We start from the raw sequence: 18,046 nt of genomic DNA, 5'->3' as shown, positions 1-18,046 counted from the left end.
TTTTGAAACCGAAGAAAGGCAGCTCTATGGGAACTGCTCCTCTGTGTTCTTCGTGGCCCGCTCGTCGGCTGCGTGGATGCCGGGAGTTTCAGCTTCTTCACTTCGCGAACTGTTTCGCTTTCAGGAAGACTTTTGGGGGAAGTGCCACAAACTACAGAAAACAGGAGTATGGAACGAAAATCGTTTCCAAAGGTTGCGCCCGGTCGTGCCGGAAGTCAAGTCAATCGTGCATTGCAGTTGCTACAGTCATAAACTGTCAAGCCAGATCGAGGGGTAACTTGTTGCAATCAATAGAATTATCAGTTGCCGATTAGTTACAGTCGAATCGCTATTCTTAATAAAGAGGAGAGAGCATTAAGGAGAGGAGTGGGCGGGAGGTGATCAGAAGACAGAACACGCGTCTTGCCATGTGTCTTGATACGTGTCTTTGATACGAATCTCGGCAATACAAGCCCAATGTTTTGAATATCTTGCCCGCAAACCTTCTGTTTTCAATATTTTACAAACCACATCACCTGGCAAGTCTTTTGGAATGGAACATTTTACGCAAAAGAGGTAACCGGGGGGGGCCACACCTCGTCAGGCGCGGCGCCCCGTGCGCCATCCCGACATACCTGGGAAGTTCGACATCGCGCATACCATCGATCCGTGAATCATCGAGCAGCGACTCATGTGGATGAATCATTGCCAGATTGTTCCACGGCAAAGTGAGGCAGGAACCCTAGATCGTATACCCCGCTCGCTTGATTGGCATCGTCCGCACCCGCTCTCCGGTAGCTGCGAAGATTGCGTTGCCCAGCGCTGCGGCCAGAGGCGGCACACAAGGTTCACCCAGACCTGCGGGGCGGAAGTCCGACTGGATGAAATGAACTTCCACCTTCGGGGCGCTGCTCATCCTCAGAATCGGATAGTCACCGAAGTTGGTCTGCTGGACACGGCCCTTCTCGACCGCGATCTCCAACCCCATGGCGGTGGACAACCCATCGATGGCGCCGCCCTGGGCCTGGTTCTCGGCGCTGCTCATGTTAATGATGGGGCCGATGTCACCGACCACGGTGATCTTGTGGACAGTGATGTGCTTGTTCGCGTCGACGCTCAGCTCGACGGCCTCCGCGATATGACCACCATAGGAGAAGCCGAAGGCGATACCTAGCCCTCTTCCGGCAGGAAGCTTCTTGCCCCATCCGGACTTCTCCGCCGCCAGTTTGAGAACCCCGGCGGCACGGGTGGGATTGAAGGTACGGCTGAGATCGGGCGGAGGCCCCTGGGTCGAAGGCTTGGCCAGCGGCCGGGTAAACCAATTCATCAGAAACTCTACATGATCGCATTCCGCCGCCACAGACAGTTCATGCAGGAAACTTCCCACCACGAACATCTGGACGTTGTCCGTAGGGGCGCGCCACGGGCCACATGGAACCTGGAGCGGCATCATGCTGACGCCATAACGCACGTTCGGCGCCATGTCGGTGGGGAAGCTATTGTTGCTGCGACCACCGCCCGACACAGGACGTTTGCCGTCGGCCGAGAAGGTGACGAGATGGTTCTGGAAGGCCGACAGCTTACCGTCTTTGACCGCGCCCTTCAGGAAGTGATATCCGCCTGCGCGGAAGAAGTCGTACGCAAAGTCGTCTTCGCGCTTCCATTGCAGCTTGACCGGCGCATTGACCTTCATCGCAATGGCCGCGGCCTCGCACAGGTAGTCGTTCATCAGCCTGCGGCCGAAGCCGCCACCGGCGCGGGTCTGGTGGATGATGACCTTGTCCTCGGGCAGCTTGAGCATGCTGATGATCATGGCCAGACCACGGTCCGACTGCTGACTGGGCGTCCACATCTCCATGATGCCGTCGTGCCACCAGGCAGTGCTGTTCTGTGGTTCCAGCTGTTGATGCGAGACCATGGCGTAGTCGTAGGAGGCCTCGACAACCTTGGCACCGGAGGCAAACGCGGCATCGATGTCGCCCACGTTGGTCTCGGGAGCGGGCATCTGAGGGCCAAGCTCTTTGGCCTTGGCTGCAGCCTGGGTAAGCGAATCCTTGGACGCACCACTCTCGTCCCACTCCACCTTCAGCGCGGCCTTGGCCCGGAAGGCATCCCAGGTAGTTTTGGCGATGATGGCAACTCCCGGCATGACTTCGAGAGGATTGCCGGTGCCATCGAGTACAAAGGCATCGACAATGCCCGGCATCTTCTTGATCTCGTCCAGATTGGCGCTCTTGACCTTGCCGCCGGAGGCGGGGCACTTCGTGTAATTAGCGATCAGCATGCCGGGCATCTGTACGTCGATGCCGAACAGCGGCTGGCCGGTAACTATCTTCGAATTGTCGACCCCAGTAAAGCGCTTGCCCAGCAGCTTGTACTGAGCGCGTGTCTTCAACGGCACTTTGGCGACATCGGGCACGGGCTCTGCCGAAGCGTCCTTGGCCAACGCGCCATAGGTCAGCTTTCGCCCGGAGGGCGTGTGGATGACGACGCTGGAGGCGGCGGTGCATTCACTCACCGGCACCTTCCATCGCTTGGCCGCAGCGGCGATGAGCATGGCGCGCGCGGTGGCGCCTGCCTGGCGCAGCTGGTCCCAGCCACGCGGAATCGACGTCGAGCCGCCGGCTCCCTGATAGCCGTAGACCTTGGGATTGATCAGCGCCTGATCGACCCTCACCGTCTTCCAATCGGCGTCGAGCTCCTCGGCGATGATCAGGCCGAAGGCGGTCTTGATGCCCTGGCCGATCTCCGGACCTTTGGAAACGACCGTGACCGTATTGTCCGGCGCCACCCGCACGAAGGAATTGAGCGTGGTGGTCTCGTGCCCTCCTGCGTCCTCGGCGCGGGCGGAGCGGGTGTCGAGATGGAAGGCCAGCACCAGCCCGCCACCGGCAAAGCCCGCCAGCTTCAGAAAGGATCGACGTCCAATGGTTGCAACCGGAGGCGCGATCGTCTCCACCTCTGCGATGATTGCCTGAATCTCGGAATCGTACTTTGCGAATGTCTCACTCACCGGCATGGACTTCCCCCTTCGTCTCAGCTTGAGAGCCGGCAGCCTTATGAATCGCCGCCTTGATGCGGTTATAGGTGGCGCAGCGGCAGATATTGCCCGTCATCGCCGTTTCGATCTCAGCGTCAGTCGGCTTGGGATGCTGCGCCAGCAGCGACGCCGCGCTCAGAATCTGTCCGCCCTGGCAATAGCCGCACTGGGCAACGTCCAGGTCGACCCAGGCCTCTTGCAGCGCGTGCAGCTTGCCGTTTTCCGCCAGTCCTTCGATGGTGGTAATGTTGCCCTTCACCTGAGAGGCTGGAATCAGGCAGGACCGGATTGCCTTGCCGTCCATGAGCACCGTGCAGGCACCGCACATCCCTACCCCACAGCCGTACTTGGTACCTTTCATGTCGAGTACGTCGCGCAGCACCCATAGCAACGGCGTGTCGTCTGAGGCGTCGACCGTATGAGGTTTCCGATTGATGTTGAGTTGGAATGGCATTTAATCTCACCTCAAAAGAACATGAAAATGGAATAGTTCAAATCGCGCCCCCGTAGGAGTGATAGCTGACAACATATCACTTGTGACGGTATTTTTGCTCTGATTACGGCCGAATACCGTACTCAGCTACGGTGCCTGCTCTGATTTCCCTGGTCCTGAAATAGCCTTATAAGGCTCGGTTCGAGATGTAAGGGCCGCTCGAGTGGGCTACGGATTCCATCCGCCTCCCAGCGCTTGATAGAGCTGAACATAATTTTGCATCTCGGCATTCCACGCTTGAGCGAGAGCCAACTGCGAGATGAAATACTGCTGTTGCGTTACCAACACTTCAAGAAAGCTCGTCGATCCGTTCGTGAAACGAACATTGGCAAGCCGGGCCGTCTCCTTATAAGTATTCGTCTGTTCCTCTATCGAACGCGTTCTGGACTGTCTGCCTGTAACTCAGTTCGGCTTCAGTACGTTGCGCCCAGGCGAGGTTATAAGCACTGCGGATCGCGCCACCGGCAACGGGCCGAATTGGCTATCAACTATCAATGAACGACCCTTGGGATACTCGTCAGCCGAAAAGATGCCTTCCCGCGCCACCTCTATTTGCTATGATTAGGCCCCAATGCGCTTGGGACTAAGGGTCAAGGTGAATGAGGATCAATACATCTGCACCGTCAATATTGGGTCACACACGGGCACTTTGAAGTACCTATTCAGGAGGTCTACCGTGAGGGAACAACGACCAGCGGCACGCATTATCATCGCCGATGATCACCTACTTTTTGCTGACGCATGCAAGAGTCTTCTGGAACCTGAGTTTTCAGTGGTTGCCGTAGTCACAGACGGTCGTCAACTGGCAGATGCAGTAGGTCAGTTCAAGCCAGATATCATTATCCTCGATATCTACATGCCAGGTCTGAATGGCCTCGATGCAGGCGAACAAATCAAGCAGAAAATACCACGCATCAAACTGGTGTTCCTTACCATGACGTCGGCGGCTGACGTAGCGGCTGAAGCATTCCGTCGCGGCGCCTCAGGTTACGTGCTCAAGCAATCAACCGGAGAAGAGCTCCGGCTTGCGGTCCGCAAGGTCAACCGAGGAGAGTCTTACCTTTCGCCACTCATTGCAAAGGAAACGGTGAGCTCTCTTCTGAACAACGGACAACGTTTATCAGAACAAAAGCGAATCACGAAAAGGCAAACCGAAATTCTACAACTACTTGCCCAAGGATTATCGATGAAGCAAGTAGCTAGCGAAATCCATGTGAAGCCAGGCACAGTTGCTTTCCATAAGTACCGAATGATGGAGACTTTGAACATCAGTACCAACGCGGAGCTTTTGGGATACGCCATCAAACACCAGATGATTTCTCCCTAGCCGTACAGTTTCACCGACCTGTCATTTCTCTTTAGTTTCCCCGCTATCCGCGTTGCCCACGAGTCATTTCCCCATCAAGACAGAGTTAACTTTCGTTCCCTGACTCGACGTGTGGTTTGGTTTTCCCTCGCTTGATTGAATCAGCTAGCGTCGCGTGATCCTGTTCCGTCTGATCTCCGTAGCTCTCGGCCCACTCCGCCAATGCTCTATCCAGAACCGCGGAGTTGCCGCAGTAGCCGGCGATACGCGCCGCGTCTCCCACCCGCGCATGTGCGCGCGCCAGCAATGCTCCGCACGCCCAGGCATAGAAATTAAACGAGGCTCCCGTGAGCCATTCGACAGGTATCGAAGCCTTCAGATTCTTCATTTGTCGTACGTAGTAATGTCTCCCGTCGAGTCGGTATAGCCCAGCTTGGATTGTTCGAGGCTTGCAGTCCTTTCTGTCCCAACACCACCCGCTTGCCATTGTGGAGAAACTCTTTCGGGAGTTGCGGCAAGTAGGGGCATGTGCCGGCGCTGCGGCCTCCTTAACCTGCAGGAATAAGGGATCGTTATCTCCGTTACCGAAGAGCAGCGCCAGGTACGCACGGCTTCCTACCGAACCCACGCCTACCACCCGGTGAGCGACATCTGCTACGTGATAGCGGCACAACATGAAGCGACGCTCTCCCGGAAGTGTATCTGAGTAACGGTTCAGGGCATCAATCACCTTTGCCCTCGTGGAAGCGTTTCCCCGCGTCAACACAGGCGGATCGTCCGGGAACATCCAGGACCCGCCGTTCCTGCGCTCCGCAACCTTGGGCACAAGCGCTTTGTTGTCAGTAGCCAATGCTTTGGTCAGCGCTTTGCTAAAGACTGCTTGGGACTTCGGATCGATCTTGATCAGCGGATTCAAACGCCCAGGATAGGCATGGACCAGATTTCCAGCAATCCCATACTTTCCAGTTGTGTGAGATCGGCGCGGTAACCCTTGACGGCACGCTGCACGGCGGCGGCCCTTTCTGGGCGGTTCAGGCCATTCTCCCGCCCGGCCACGTTTACGCTTGCCACCAGGCGTTTCAGGTCCCACTCGCAGGGACCGACAGTAACCTCATCAAAATCGTTCATGTCGAAGACAACTTCTGCTGTGGCGTTCCATAAAAGCCAAAGTTGTTCAGGTGTGCGTCGCCATCGATGATCGCGGAAATTCCGCTGATGGGTGATGTGGACAGATCAGCCGCAATCACGCAGGCCGAGCCCCGCAAGAAGGTGAACGGCGAGGCTGCCATGCGCCCCATGCGCAACGGAATGAGAGCTTTTTGCCTGCCTTTATTGCTCTCAGCAATGAGCTACAGCGGGTCGGGACGATTGTTCGAGGGTACCCACGCCGCATGGACTCCCGTGGGACGGTGCGGCGCAAATCCTTGCCGTCAGCGTGTTGCTTCTGCCATGGAACTACCTTGTGGCCGAAATCACTTCTCGGCAGTGGTTCGATTTTGGCTATTGCCAGCGTGCCCTCCCCAGAATCTCATCGACTTTCTGTAACTCGCCGTCAGATCAGTTTCCGATTTTCCGTGTCTGCAGCCATCAATGACCTGCCGATAACGAAGCTAGCTGAGTTCTCGCACGACGAGAGTCCTTGAGCTTGATCAGGAAGTTGCCGACCACTGCCTGAGCGCGACAAGGGTGCAAAGCGATCAACTATCCACTTGCGCACCTGTGACTTGTCTAAGGCCGCTAAAATCTTCCGGCGCCGGAACGTGGAAAACTTCATTTGCTTGAAAGCACATATCAAGCCTCCTTCTACGGTCGCGCTCCGCGAGTTAATTCATGACCGTGGCGGCGCCCCTACAGGATTTGGGCGGATCTACTGATTTGGAGCCGTAGATTGGTCGGCCGGTTTGACCAACAGAGGTGGAAGCGCGGAGGCAATCTTCAAGTCAACCAAAAGATCTAGTCGATGCTCAAGCTGTAGAAACTTAGCGATGGTTAAAGATGAAAGTCCAGCCTTCTGGAATTCTTTGGCGTACTTCCTCTTAATGTTTGTGCGCTGGGATTCAAAGTCGAGGCTTTGATCGATCATGCCTTTTGCGTCGGCATCGGTTATGGAGGGGAACTTGTGAGCGTGAGAAGCGCGCGTCCTCAAGTAGAGGCGCCAGCAGTCCTGCGCGAAAAAATCATGAGCAACATGAGCAATCCCACCAATCAGTCGATGTCGGATCCTCTGGTACAAAAAAGATCTGCTGTTCGAGCCTATTGGAGGCCGGTTGCTGCTGCCGCTATGTTCTTGGTCGCGATTGGCGTTGTTTTATCCATTTCCTATCTCCGACGGGAATCACGCGCCATGAGCTTCGTCGAGGCAGCAATCGCCAAACACCGTATATCCGGCAACAGTAGATCGCTGGATGTGGAATCTAGTTGACCAGAGGTGGTTGCCGCGTGGTTTGCGCAGCGGGTCTCGTTCCCGTTTCGAATGCCCAACGCGGGCATCGCTGCAGATGACCGGGCGAAGTACACCCTTGCTGGCGGTCGTCTGGTGAAATTTGGCGGCGAACCCGCAGCTCTCGTGGAATTTCGGATGCCAAACAACCGTATCAGTCTGCTTGTTACCTCGGACAAACTAGCTTCTGCCACTGGCTCATCTCCTCGATTGCCATGACGAGCAGTCGCTCCTGCTCTTCTTGCCATAGGGATTCTCCTGCTGCCACCGCCGCTATGAAAAGCTCACACGATACGTTCTTGCGTCCGCAGTCTCTGCAGGAGATAAGCGCTAATCAAGTCAATCAGTTCCCATATTGATGTCCGCACGAGCGTATGTCCGGGTCAAAGCGGAGATCCGTCTAGTGTTTTCCTGCTTGACTAGCCCTCACAGTTCAGCGGTGGCTCTAGAATTCTTCGCTCTCTAACTTCACCAGTGTGAGCCACTTTAACTCTATGAGCTAAGGTGACTATTAGTGCGCCATAGAACAGATACGGAACCCGTAGTTCTGCTTTGCCCTTGCATGACGTGGATGGAGCCACGCCACCATGTGTGTCCCGGCGCTGGATAAACTTCCCGGCTTTGAACTCGCCCGTGCCCGAAGACGCCTCAGGAAGGAACCATGGCACAGACTGTGCATTCAGTGGAGCAGTCTAGGCGATTGTCTTTCCCATCACCAGACTCCCATCTGTCAGTTGCCATGTGGGGCCCTGCATAGTGCCTGCCGATCACATTTCCCTGCTCATTGAATAGTCTGGAACGGGACCGATCAGCATCCAGTTTCCCTCCACGCATCCATAGATCTGGACGCCTTTGCCTTGCGCCTTGAGCATGACCATGAGGTCTGCACAGGAACAGCAAGGACGAAAAGAACAGTCACAACGGCGTGTCTTCAACCTGATACCGAGAATGGTCTTCAACGACCGACCGACTTATAAGGACAGACGCGCGCGCAATTCATCATGGCCAGGAGAACTGATCTCCATCAAAACGCCGAATACATTTGCGCAGACTTGTCTCCTCGCTCCTCAGCTTTTCCCTTGCAGTCGTGCGGCGGACCATACATTCTCGTTACCGATGCGGGAGTGAAAGCCAACTGATTTCATAAACTACGTATTATTGAAGTCTTTGACGCGACCGCTCAACAATAATCAGGGCACTTAGTGGGGGGCCAACCTTGCGCGACAGTCTGGCCAAGGTCCAGCAACCTAGCGCAAGCGAAGAGAGCCTACGAGGAGGTTGAGATTAGAATCCCATTTCGTCGGCTGTGCCCGAATTCGAATCGAGCCATGAAAGAAGAGCACGTATGCTGCCGGTTGCCATCGCCATACAGGAGTCACCTGCACCGTAGTAGAGGTGAATCGTGTCTCCATCAGCTCCAATGGTTTGTCCGCAGGGAAATACGACGTCATTGACATCTCCTCCGCGCTCGTATGGAGCTTCAGGACCGAATATCCAGGAATCGCCTCGCTGGACGCAGACATCTGGCCTGTCCAGATCGAAGAGCGCAAGTCCCAGGCGATAGATGCTACCGGACGCCGTATGCCGGACGCCATGGTAGATCACCAACCAACCCTTTTCTGTCTCAATCGGCGGAGAGCAGAGACCTATCTTGTTGGCATCCCACCATCCACCGCGGCGTGCCTCAAGCATCACCTTGTGACTACCCCAATGCCGTAGATCTGGCGAATAGGAAATCCACATATGCGCACCGAGTGTCGTCACTGGTCGATGAATCATGGCCCAAAACCCGCCTATCCTTCGCGGTAGAAGAGCAGCATCCTTGTCCTCCGGCGGCATGATGACGCCATACCGCTCAAAGGTTCTGAAGTCCTTCGTCATCGCAAGTGAAACGCCGGGGCCACCCCGCGCAAACGAGGTGTAGGCAATGGCGTACTGCTGCAGTTCAGGAACATAGGTGATCCGTGGGTCTTCGATACCCCAGATCTCTTCAGGAAACTCACGCGGGCTCGCCATCAATGTTGGTTGAGCGTCTATGCGCCATCCGTCGACTCCATTCGCAGAGCGGGCAGCACAGAGATGCGAGAGACCTCGCCGGTCTTCTACTCGGCAAAGCAGCAACGTATCGCCGTCGGGAAGTTTCACGGCGCCCGCATTGAAAACGCTATTAATCGGATACGGCCAATCTTTACGGCTCAGGATCGGATTCGCGGCGTGACGAGTGAACAAGGAAATCTCTTCGCTCATGTTTGAACTCGGCTGTTTGGCGGAGCGATCTTCACGCGACACCGTCGGACGGGCAATTGCTGTCAAATGGAAACACTCGTTTCTTGGTTCAAGTTTTCTACGTTTGTGATTTCGATATTTTGCATCTCGAGAAGAGCCATCAGGAATGAAAGCGTCGATTCGGCTCCCTGGTTTTCATTCACGCGATCTGGATGAAGCCCATCTTTACAACCGCCGGTTACTGCGTCGTAGAGTGGAACTTGCAGGTCGTTCTCCCCAAGAAACCAACGAAAAGCACACCACGCCTCTTCGAGCCATTGCTGCTCATGGGTGATTTGGTACGCCAGAACACATGCTGCGATCGTCGCGCAAGCCTCTACTGGTTGCTGATCGAAACGCGCTTTAATACCGCCTGCAACAGCAAAGCCCCTGGAACCTATCGGAACGAAGACCACGTCATGGCCGCGATGCTGCTCAGCGACAAGCCATCGAAGGGACTCAAACCCTGCTTCTATCATCCGCGCGTTCTTACTGCGCCATCCTGCTATGAGCAACGCTTGTGACAATCTGGCGTTCGAGTAGGAAAGGCTCTTCTCAAACCACTGCCATGACTCTGACTGAGTATGCTCATAGGCAGTCAGCAATCGATTTGCGAGGACATTACGGGAGTCCTGAATCACTCTGTCTCCCGGAAACCAATCGAGATAGGCTTGCATACCTAGTATTGAGAACGCCCACGCTCGCGGGCTGGTAAACGTTAATGTGACTGAAGCGGAAGCTTCAAAGAGTCTGCCCGCTGCACCTCTGAGGCCCGCGTCCTCCGAATTCCCGAGCACCGTTCCCAAAGCCCATAGTGCGCGACCGTGACTGTCTTCTGAGCCGACTTCTTCCTGCCACTCCCGTCCGTAGCTTAGAAAGTTCCTAAATCTGCCCGTCTTGTCATGGAACGCGAGCCAGAGAAAAGCGAGGTAGCGATGGGACAGCGTTGCATGCTCATCGCTGCTGCCGGACGGAAGAGAATCTTTGAGCATTGTTGCGACAATTAGCGCACGGGCGTTGTCATCTGTTGTATAGCCCTCATTGCAGTTAGGTAGAGAGAAAATGGCATGCTGCAAGATGCCGGTGTCGTCTGTCATCTTCGAAAGATGGGCGGTACTCAGTTTCGGCAAACGGTCTGTAGCTTTAGGGACGAAAAGATCTTGCAGTGCAGGACGGGGACGGAGCATGCGTTCAATACGCGCACGTTGAAAGCTCGCCATATAAGCTTGCGCAGTTTTTTGCCATGTCGTGCCGCGGGAATGAAGATAGGCCCGCTTCCGCATCGCATGCCGCTCGGCGTCGTTATCCAGCAGTTTGATAGTTGCCTCTGCAATTGAATCCGGATCATTAAACGGAACAATCACGCCGCGGCCGTCAGCAAGAAGCTCTTTGGCATACCAGTACGGCGTAGAAATGATCGCTTTCCCAGCTCCGAGAGCAATAGCAAGTGTGCCTGAAACAACCTGTGCTTCTTGACGATAAGGGGTGATATAGATGTCTGCCGAGCCCACATGCTCGATTAGTTCTTCTGAACTTACAAAGCGATTGTTGAAGATCACATGCGAAGAGACGCCCAGTTCCTCCGCCAGCGCCTGCAATCCTTCTCTATATTTCTCGCCTTCGAACCGCCTGATATGTGGATGCGTTGCTCCGGAGACGATGTAAACCACGTCTTCATGCTCTTCAAGAATTCTTGGAAGGGCGCAGATCACATTTTCGATCCCCTTGTTTGGAGAAAGTAATCCGAACGTAAGTAGTACTGGTTTTCCCTGAGTTCCAAACAAATCTTTGAAATAATTGGGATCCGTGAATGGAAAATCCGGCACGCCGTGCGGTATCAGGTCGATTTTTCCAGAGGGCACGCCGTACACTTCCCGTAAGAGCGTTGAGGCGTGTTCACTCATTACAATCAATCGATCCGACAGATGCGCTATCTCTTCAAGGACAGCGCGTTGATTTGCATCCGGATCACTTAGAACCGTGTGAAGGGTTGTCACCAGGGGCATCTTCAGCTTCCGAAGTAAGGCCAGTACATGACTGCCGGCTGGCCCTCCGAAGATTCCGTATTCATGTTGTAAACAAACCAAGTCGTTTCCATTGAAGTTAAGAAACTCGGCGCCTCGCTCGTATGAAGATTTATCTTCCTGGGTTAGCTCGAGCCGCACCCGTTCGGGGTAATCGTATGTTGAATCCGGGTCGTTGACGGGAATCGCAAAGAGTCTCGCACTGCCGTATCGATCAGCAATTGCAGTGCAAAGGTCGGTAGTGAAGGTCGCGATTCCACATTGGCGCGGTAGGTAGTTGCCCACGAACGCTAGACGGGTTGGCAGTGGCAATACTGCCGAATCTTCCTCTGGTTCAGAAGATCTGGAAAAAGACATACGTGCCTGCTTTCATCACTGCTTCATAGAGCAGTGTCAAGAGTGAATGCGCGAAGGCATGTCAGACAAACTAAGCACTCGAAGTACGCTTGGCCTACGGACCCCTGAGAAGACTCGTGTCTCCAGCGTGAAGCAGAAAAACATTTGGCTATCATCTAGCTGGAGCGAAGGATGAGTCTAAAACTCGGCCTATCTCAGAAATCTCACCAGGTCGTATTCAGGCGAGATGAACGGACAGATCCGGTATAGGATCCTGTACTTATTGTCTACGCGAAAGGTGCGCGTCGGAGCTAAGCAATGGACAACCGAAGGCAAGAAGAATGGCCCTGCTTCTAGATCAACCATACGCCTGAAAAGCGTATCGTGCCGTTCAGTAGAAGTGAATCTGTAACTCATCCATTACCAACTCAACGAAAAGGCAAGCATTTCGATTTGGCTGTTGGAAAATAATGAGAATCTTTTACAGCAGGGCAACCATTCCCTTGTGGAAGAGATTGATGTGCCCCAAAGACTTGGGCATGGTGCGGAACACATTAGCGCGTAGACTTGCGTTATGCAGCGTTTTCTCATCAATACAGAAGTTCGTTTGGCGTCAATAAACTCGCAGATTGATTCGCTCCAGTCGAGACTAAGCGGATCCAAGATTGATGGCCGTAGACAATCTATCGGTCCTGTCGAAACATCGATGCTGGAAATAGAACTGGCCGAACTTCGAATAGAACATGCCAACATCATAGCCAAGCTTCCTATGTAGGAATTCGCTCGTCCTACCGCTCTATTCAACTTAAGCCCTTCGTCCACGAACGCTTGGGGTGTCAGTGCGGCAACGGACGATAGCGTCCATCACCTTGTGGTGCTGCAAGGCCAGGTGCGATCCGTGCCGTTCGGAGAATCCGCTGCCCGATGCGCGAATGATGTCGGTCACCTCGAGGGTGAGCCGGCTCATCGCTTCGCGCGTCTCCTGGAGTGTTTCACCTCTTCGGTTCTGGATACATCGATCGCCTCCAGCGGACTGGCAACCGCGTGCAGATGGCGTCGCGACAGATGCAGGTACACCGTAGTATCCGCGAGCTTGGCATGTCCGAGCAGCTGCCGTCAAAGTCTGTCCGGAGATGCTGTTGTTCTTCATCAACGCTGCGTTGCCAATCACCGTCAAATTGCCTTCGACAATGCCGACGACACCATGGCCCGTCTGCGATTCAAAGCTCTCCAACTGCGGCAGGTTCAGACCGTGCTGTTGAGCATAGCGAACTACAGCCGCAGCCAGAGGATGTTCGCTGGCGCGTTCGAGTGCAGCAACAATTCGAAGCACACGATCCTCAGAGGTAGGCGGATTGTCTCCGATGACGTCAATGCTGCTCTCTGGCGGGAGGAGAAGATGAGTGACCTCGGGGCGACCTGCCGTAATCGTGCCGGTTTTGTCGAGCACCACCGTGTCAACCTTCTCGGGCTTTTGGAGTGTCTCTCCACCTTTGATGACAAGCCCAAAAGTAGCTTCCCGCTCTTTTGCCACCATCACCGCAGTGGGGACGGCCAGGCCCATGGCGCAGGGGCAAGCGATCACGAGCACAGTGACCGCTGCGGTAAAGCCCTGCATAATTCCCAAGCCAGGTGCAAAGAAGTGCCATGCAAAGAACGTGACGATTGCGATGCCCAAAACGGTCGTACAGAGATCGCACTGATACTGTCAGCGAGTCTCTGAATCGGCGCATGCGATACCTGAGCTTCGCGCAACAGCCGGACGGTCTGTGCCAAGGTGCTGTCCGCACCGAGGGTCGTGGCACGATAATGGAAGGTCCCGGTCTGATTGAGAGTGCCACCCATGACCCGGTCGCTTGCAGTCTTTTCAACCGGCAAGGATTCTCCCGTGAGCATGGACTCATCCACACTGCTCTTTCCGTAGACAATTTCGCCGTCGGTCGGAATGCGTTCTCCTGGACGCACCAGGATGAGGTCGTCGCGCTGAATGGCCTCCAGAGGCAGGTCATATTCCGCGCCATCTCGCAGAACACGTGCAATTTGCGGTTGCATTTGCACGAGCTTCCGTAATGCGACGGCAGTCTGGCCTTTAGCGCGGCTCTCGAGGGTGTTGCCTGTCAGCACAAGGCCGATGATCAAAAATGCCTGCTTCGAAGTAAGTATCAGGGGCGATGCCGTGTGCCAGAAAGAAGTCTGGGCTATGGTTGTAACAGCTGGGTAAAGGAACGCGGTTCCGGTACCGAGGTCGACAAGCGTATTCATATCGGCCGTCCTTCATGCCGGGGCGGCACACCAGCCCACTATGCGTCTTCCTCGACGCCATGGCGTGATGATTGCCCTTACGGTGTCCGCACCGTTCATTGGTGCATTTCGTGTCCCAGTGATTCGCCATAAGGACACTTTTAAGACTTCGGCGGAATTGCGGCAATTCCCGGCAAAAACAGTAGTTGTTCGTTCCAAATCGTCCTGAGGTCGTGTACGCTAGCTCCTGTCCAGACAAAGGTTCCGAAATCGACCCCCCGACTTGAGGCACTATCGCCAAAGATTGGAGAGTACGGAATGAAGACCGATATTTTGATCGCTGGAGCAGGACCTGTAGGACTAACCATGGCGTCCGAGCTGGCCCGTTACGGATTGTCAACTCGAATCGTCGACAAAAATGATGCACGGACAGATAAATCGAAGGCTCTAGTGTTGTGGGCTCGTACTCTCGAACTTCTCGATCGTATGGAAGCCGACTTTGCGGACCAGTTTATTCGCGCTGGATTGAAAACCGAGAGCGTCAATATCTTGTCCGGCAACGATGAAATCGCCCACCTAGATATGACAGGTGTGGACTCCACCCATAAGTTCGTCTTGATGATTCCTCAGAGCGAAACGGAGCGGCTCTTGGAAGAACATCTTGCCCTCCTCGGCGTGAAGGTGGAACGCCAGACGGAATTGAAAACTTCCAAGAAAAGGCGGAGGGCGTGTCCTGCACTTTGGGACGCCCGGACGGGAACCGCACCATCAAGGAAGCCACGGTCAAACGCTTCTTCTACAACACCCACCAACAACACAAAGCGCACTTGTCCGACTTCATCGCAGCCTACAACTTCGCCAGACGACTCAAGACACTACGCGGCCTCACACCCTACGAAGCCATCTGCAAACTCTGGACCCACGACCCAGACAGATTTACACTCGACCCAATCCATCAAATGCCGGGACTAAACACCTAGGCTACGGGAATACGCCGCGATTTGTCCTTTATGCCCAACCTGAGAGCGTACCTCCGCGCTTGCTGGAAAAATACACCAAAATCGTTGAACCGATAGCGCGCATGCCATTCCACGCCGGTGGTCTTTGGATTGTCCGTCCGGATGGATATGTTGCTCTGTCTGCCAAGGCCGATAGTTGGCCTGCGGTTGAGTCTTATCTAGCCCAACTCGCTCAATAAACTTTTACTCGCCAGACAACGCTTTCTCGAGTCAAATGAAACCAGCCCGCCACTTGCCACGGAAACAGCGACTCCCGAGTCACTCCGCGAGCACGTCAGCTTCCAGCTACTGAGCTGTACCGGAACATCCGTTACACACATGGATCGAGGACATCCGACACCCCTACCCAGAATAATATTGTCCAAAATATCAGTTACTTTGCCCTTTATGGCTTTCCAGAGTCGCACGCGGCAAGCGCATCGGCGTATTTCAAGGTGAAGTATCTTGCAGCTTTTATCTGTGCCATCCTCAACAATCAGCCAATGGGCTTTTACTCATCTGCTGTGCTGGTGAAGGAAGCTCAACGGCATGGCCTGCGTGTGAAACCGATCGACGTTCAGACGTCGGATTGGCCTTGCACTATCGAATACGAATCAAACGGAACCTTGTCTTTGCGATTGGGACTGAGTTATGCGAAACGTCTGCGGAAGCGGTCGGCAGAAGCACTCGTAGGATCTCGCGCGCTGGATGGTCCCCCTTCTGCTCGGCGGAGGATCTTGCCGTGCGCGTCCCGCCGCTGGACAGGAAAGAACTCACGCTCCTTGCCCGAATCGGAGCGTTGAATAAGATCGAAGGAATTGCCCATCGCCGGGATGCTTTCTGGCCAGTGGAACGCGCCGGCAAGCTAGAGGGGCCTCTACTCAGACAGCAGAGCGACTGGTTGAAAGATGATTCTAAAACATTGCCGCTCCGACAGATGGACCTCGAAGAACGCCTTGTCGCTGACGATGCCGGAACTGGTCTCACGATCGACAGACACCCTATGTATCGCCGGCGCCCTGAGTTGCGATGACTGGAGCTTTGACGGCGGACGAGTTGCCGGAGTGCAAAGATGGGGTGTTCTGCGAACTGCCGGCTGCGTCATCGCTCGGCAGCGTCCTGGTACGGCCAAGGGGGTTCATTTTTATCTCAATGGAAGATGAAACCGGCATCGCCAATGTCATCGTCACACCGGATCTGTATGACCGAGATCGCTTGGTGGTCACTCGCAGTAAGTTTCTATTCGTCGAAGGAATACTTCAAAACCAAGACAATGTGCTCCATGTAAAAGCGGTTCGCTTTGCTGGAATTATCCAGCAGCGGGTTGGAACTGCAGTCGCACGATTTTCATTAACCTTTAAGAAGTTTGTTATTGCAGGAGCTTTATATTTTTCAGTGATGGCGTTAGAGTGTGCTCGCGATGTGCGACTAAATAAAGGAAAGCACGGCGCGCATGCATTCGTGATCACCTATGATCTTTCAAATCCGGCATCTGCGGAGAACCTCCATGCAGAGGTCTTAAGGCGTGGAATTAAAATTAATGCTCTCGTGAATAATGCAGGCTCCAGCTTCTACGGACCGTTTATCGAAACTGAGCTTGCTACTGGACATGGACATGATTAAGTGAATCTTACGAGTCTTGTGGTGCTCACAAAGCTTTTCTGTGCGACATGGTAAGTCGGCAAAGCGAGACGAATTCTGAATGTTGGATCGACAGCTTCTTTTGGACCCGGGCGGTCATTGAGCACGCAGAAATCCTCAAAGCCGCGATACGTATCGTAAGGACGCAGATCGAAGCGGTCGATGACAAGCGCGAGGGGTCTTCGGAGAGGCGGTTGGGCGGGACGTCGAGGCCGCATTTTGGGCTACCTTAAAGCAGAAGAATTCATTGGCAGCGAGCTGGGGTATTCGTTCTGTTCCCAGAATTTCACAATATGCGTGGCGCTCCCGGTAGCTCTTGGGAAGAGTCGATGCATAGCCTTGCCGAGCGCGACGGAGGCACTTTCGTCGCGCACCAGAATCTTCAGCTGCACGCTGTCCACGCGCTGCGTTGCACTCTGAGGAAACAGCCTGTCTGAGATGAAATCCGGCCATTATTGCCAGTAGCTCAGACTACCGGTCTCTCGTTTTAGCGGTTTCCGAAGCGATCTTTTCAATCACAAGTCCATGTGAGCCGTTACGCGCGTAGTCTCTACCAACAACCGTGATGCGCTCTCCTGCGAACGGCATCAATTTTGAGTTCTGTGAGGAAGAGGGCGTTCGGCTGTCGATCGGCAGAAAGATAGTGCCATCATCGCGCAGGATTACTAGAGGTGATCCGTTTCTAGCGCACGCCTTGGCACAAGCCGCTCCAATTGGCTTGTCGAGGCCCTTCGTATAGGCGCACGCGGAGTCAATCACCCAACCCGAGACTGTCACCTTACTACCAAGATCTGAGGCTGGTGCTGTACAGGACATAAACGCCATCATTATTTTCAGAAATCCTCGCGAATGCAAGACCATAACCATCCTCCCAAAAACCTCATTTGAGGCGAGCGCCCTAGGTGTTCCAGCGCCGCAACATGGTAACTCAGCGCTCGCCGAATTTTCCTCTCATTGCCTCGACGGATGGAGCGTAAAGATTTTCTTCTCTGATTCTTTGCAAGTAACCCTTCGGTCATCAACAGGATGGATAGCTGAAGACGCGCTCCACTTAGCGCGAAGGGGTTTTCAATGCTAAGCACTGTTCTCGACAAGTGAGATTCCGCTCGCGGATCGTGATGGGCAAGCCTGTCTCAGAAAAAAGAGCTTTCGGCTGAGAGTTTCTTGCTTCCGGCTGGACGCACGTTGACGCTCAGAACTTCGCGTTAGATGTTGACGCAGTCCCATCTCAACGACGACGTCGCGGCGGTCGGAAGCTGAGTAAGCCGCTTTCACGTAAGCGG

General features: G+C 54.5%; 11 protein-coding genes and 6 pseudogenes. 6 read left to right on the top strand and 11 right to left on the bottom strand.

Annotated features, from left to right (window positions below):
* Window positions 1-721: 721 nt before the first annotated feature.
* The 3 genes and pseudogenes from BDD14_RS22140 to BDD14_RS34600 all read right to left on the bottom strand — a co-directional run.
* Window positions 722-2,992 carry a xanthine dehydrogenase family protein molybdopterin-binding subunit gene (locus BDD14_RS22140; protein ID WP_165420192.1) on the bottom strand — a complete coding sequence of 757 codons (2,271 nt, stop codon included), beginning with the start codon at window positions 2,990-2,992 and terminating at the stop codon, window positions 722-724.
* Window positions 2,985-3,473: a (2Fe-2S)-binding protein gene (locus BDD14_RS22135; RefSeq protein WP_130421314.1), complete on the bottom strand. Its 489-nt coding sequence runs from the start codon at window positions 3,471-3,473 to the stop codon at window positions 2,985-2,987. The genes BDD14_RS22140 and BDD14_RS22135 overlap by 8 nt, the downstream gene beginning before the upstream one ends.
* A 207-nt stretch (window positions 3,474-3,680) precedes the next feature.
* Window positions 3,681-3,890: pseudogene (locus BDD14_RS34600) on the bottom strand (TolC family protein); the annotation flags it as partial.
* A gap of 298 nt (window positions 3,891-4,188) precedes the next feature.
* On the opposite strand from BDD14_RS34600, the gene BDD14_RS22125 reads away from it, so the two are divergent.
* Window positions 4,189-4,839 (top strand): response regulator, encoded by a 651-nt coding sequence (locus BDD14_RS22125; protein ID WP_130421312.1) that lies wholly within the window; start codon window positions 4,189-4,191, stop codon window positions 4,837-4,839.
* 85 nt (window positions 4,840-4,924) lie between these two features.
* Here the strand turns inward: BDD14_RS22125 and BDD14_RS22120 are convergent, their stop codons facing one another.
* Together BDD14_RS22120 and BDD14_RS33785 are read right to left on the bottom strand one after the other, a co-directional pair.
* Window positions 4,925-5,734, bottom strand: a complete 810-nt coding sequence (locus BDD14_RS22120) for a DUF2252 family protein (protein ID WP_278045497.1) — start codon at window positions 5,732-5,734, stop codon at window positions 4,925-4,927.
* Window positions 5,731-6,107: pseudogene (locus BDD14_RS33785) on the bottom strand (DUF2252 family protein). Before BDD14_RS33785 ends, BDD14_RS22120 begins: the two are co-directional and overlap by 4 nt.
* Before the next feature lie 782 nt (window positions 6,108-6,889).
* On the opposite strand from BDD14_RS33785, the gene BDD14_RS22115 reads away from it, so the two are divergent.
* The gene (locus BDD14_RS22115; protein ID WP_130421309.1) at window positions 6,890-7,240 is read left to right on the top strand and encodes a hypothetical protein; all 351 of its coding nucleotides are present in this window, start codon (window positions 6,890-6,892) and stop codon (window positions 7,238-7,240) included.
* A 437-nt stretch (window positions 7,241-7,677) separates the two neighbouring features.
* Here the strand turns inward: BDD14_RS22115 and BDD14_RS34595 are convergent, their stop codons facing one another.
* The 6 genes and pseudogenes from BDD14_RS34595 to BDD14_RS32515 form a co-directional block, all read right to left on the bottom strand.
* The gene (locus BDD14_RS34595) at window positions 7,678-7,941 is read right to left on the bottom strand and encodes a DUF3455 domain-containing protein (protein ID WP_423201809.1); all 264 of its coding nucleotides are present in this window, start codon (window positions 7,939-7,941) and stop codon (window positions 7,678-7,680) included.
* A gap of 601 nt (window positions 7,942-8,542) precedes the next feature.
* Window positions 8,543-9,505: a glycoside hydrolase family 130 protein gene (locus BDD14_RS22110; protein WP_130421307.1), complete on the bottom strand. Its 963-nt coding sequence runs from the start codon at window positions 9,503-9,505 to the stop codon at window positions 8,543-8,545.
* 62 nt (window positions 9,506-9,567) lie between these two features.
* Window positions 9,568-11,904 carry a glycosyltransferase family 4 protein gene (locus tag BDD14_RS22105; RefSeq protein WP_165420191.1) on the bottom strand — a complete coding sequence of 779 codons (2,337 nt, stop codon included), beginning with the start codon at window positions 11,902-11,904 and terminating at the stop codon, window positions 9,568-9,570.
* A gap of 817 nt (window positions 11,905-12,721) precedes the next feature.
* Window positions 12,722-12,850 (bottom strand): annotated as a pseudogene (locus BDD14_RS35065) (IS91 family transposase); the annotation flags it as partial.
* A 258-nt stretch (window positions 12,851-13,108) separates the two neighbouring features.
* Window positions 13,109-13,420 (bottom strand): annotated as a pseudogene (locus BDD14_RS35060) (HAD family hydrolase); the annotation flags it as partial.
* 44 nt (window positions 13,421-13,464) lie between these two features.
* On the bottom strand, window positions 13,465-14,145 hold the full coding sequence (locus tag BDD14_RS32515; protein ID WP_207231792.1) for an HAD-IC family P-type ATPase: 681 nt from the start codon (window positions 14,143-14,145) through the stop codon (window positions 13,465-13,467).
* Window positions 14,146-14,442: 297 nt separating this feature from the next.
* Between BDD14_RS32515 and BDD14_RS34590 the strand changes: the two are divergent.
* From BDD14_RS34590 to BDD14_RS33160, 4 genes and pseudogenes are all read left to right on the top strand, one after another.
* Window positions 14,443-14,829 (top strand): annotated as a pseudogene (locus BDD14_RS34590) (FAD-dependent monooxygenase); the annotation flags it as partial.
* 53 nt (window positions 14,830-14,882) lie between these two features.
* Window positions 14,883-15,104 (top strand): annotated as a pseudogene (locus BDD14_RS32000) (IS481 family transposase); the annotation flags it as partial.
* Window positions 15,105-15,625: 521 nt separating this feature from the next.
* Window positions 15,626-15,925, top strand: a complete 300-nt coding sequence (locus BDD14_RS33165) for a helix-hairpin-helix domain-containing protein (protein WP_242618270.1) — start codon at window positions 15,626-15,628, stop codon at window positions 15,923-15,925.
* 226 nt (window positions 15,926-16,151) lie between these two features.
* Window positions 16,152-16,745, top strand: a complete 594-nt coding sequence (locus tag BDD14_RS33160; protein ID WP_242618120.1) for an SDR family oxidoreductase — start codon at window positions 16,152-16,154, stop codon at window positions 16,743-16,745.
* The last annotated feature ends 1,301 nt before the right edge of the window (window positions 16,746-18,046 follow it).

The sequence above is a fragment of the Edaphobacter modestus genome (assembly GCF_004217555.1).
In the GTDB taxonomy this organism is placed as follows: domain Bacteria; phylum Acidobacteriota; class Terriglobia; order Terriglobales; family Acidobacteriaceae; genus Edaphobacter; species Edaphobacter modestus.
This window is presented reverse-complemented; position numbering and strand designations above follow the sequence as displayed.

What these genes read in the sequence shown, in the direction of transcription:
- BDD14_RS22135 (WP_130421314.1), bottom strand. Translation starts at nt 3,473, where the DNA reads ATGCCATTCCAACTCAACATCAATCGGAAACCTCATACGGTCGACGCC.
- BDD14_RS32515 (WP_207231792.1), bottom strand. Translation starts at nt 14,145, where the DNA reads ATGAATACGCTTGTCGACCTCGGTACCGGAACCGCGTTCCTTTACCCA.
- BDD14_RS22105 (WP_165420191.1), bottom strand. Translation starts at nt 11,904, where the DNA reads ATGTCTTTTTCCAGATCTTCTGAACCAGAGGAAGATTCGGCAGTATTG.
- BDD14_RS33160 (WP_242618120.1), top strand. Translation starts at nt 16,152, where the DNA reads ATGACTGGAGCTTTGACGGCGGACGAGTTGCCGGAGTGCAAAGATGGG.
- BDD14_RS33165 (WP_242618270.1), top strand. Translation starts at nt 15,626, where the DNA reads ATGGGCTTTTACTCATCTGCTGTGCTGGTGAAGGAAGCTCAACGGCAT.
- BDD14_RS22110 (WP_130421307.1), bottom strand. Translation starts at nt 9,505, where the DNA reads ATGAGCGAAGAGATTTCCTTGTTCACTCGTCACGCCGCGAATCCGATC.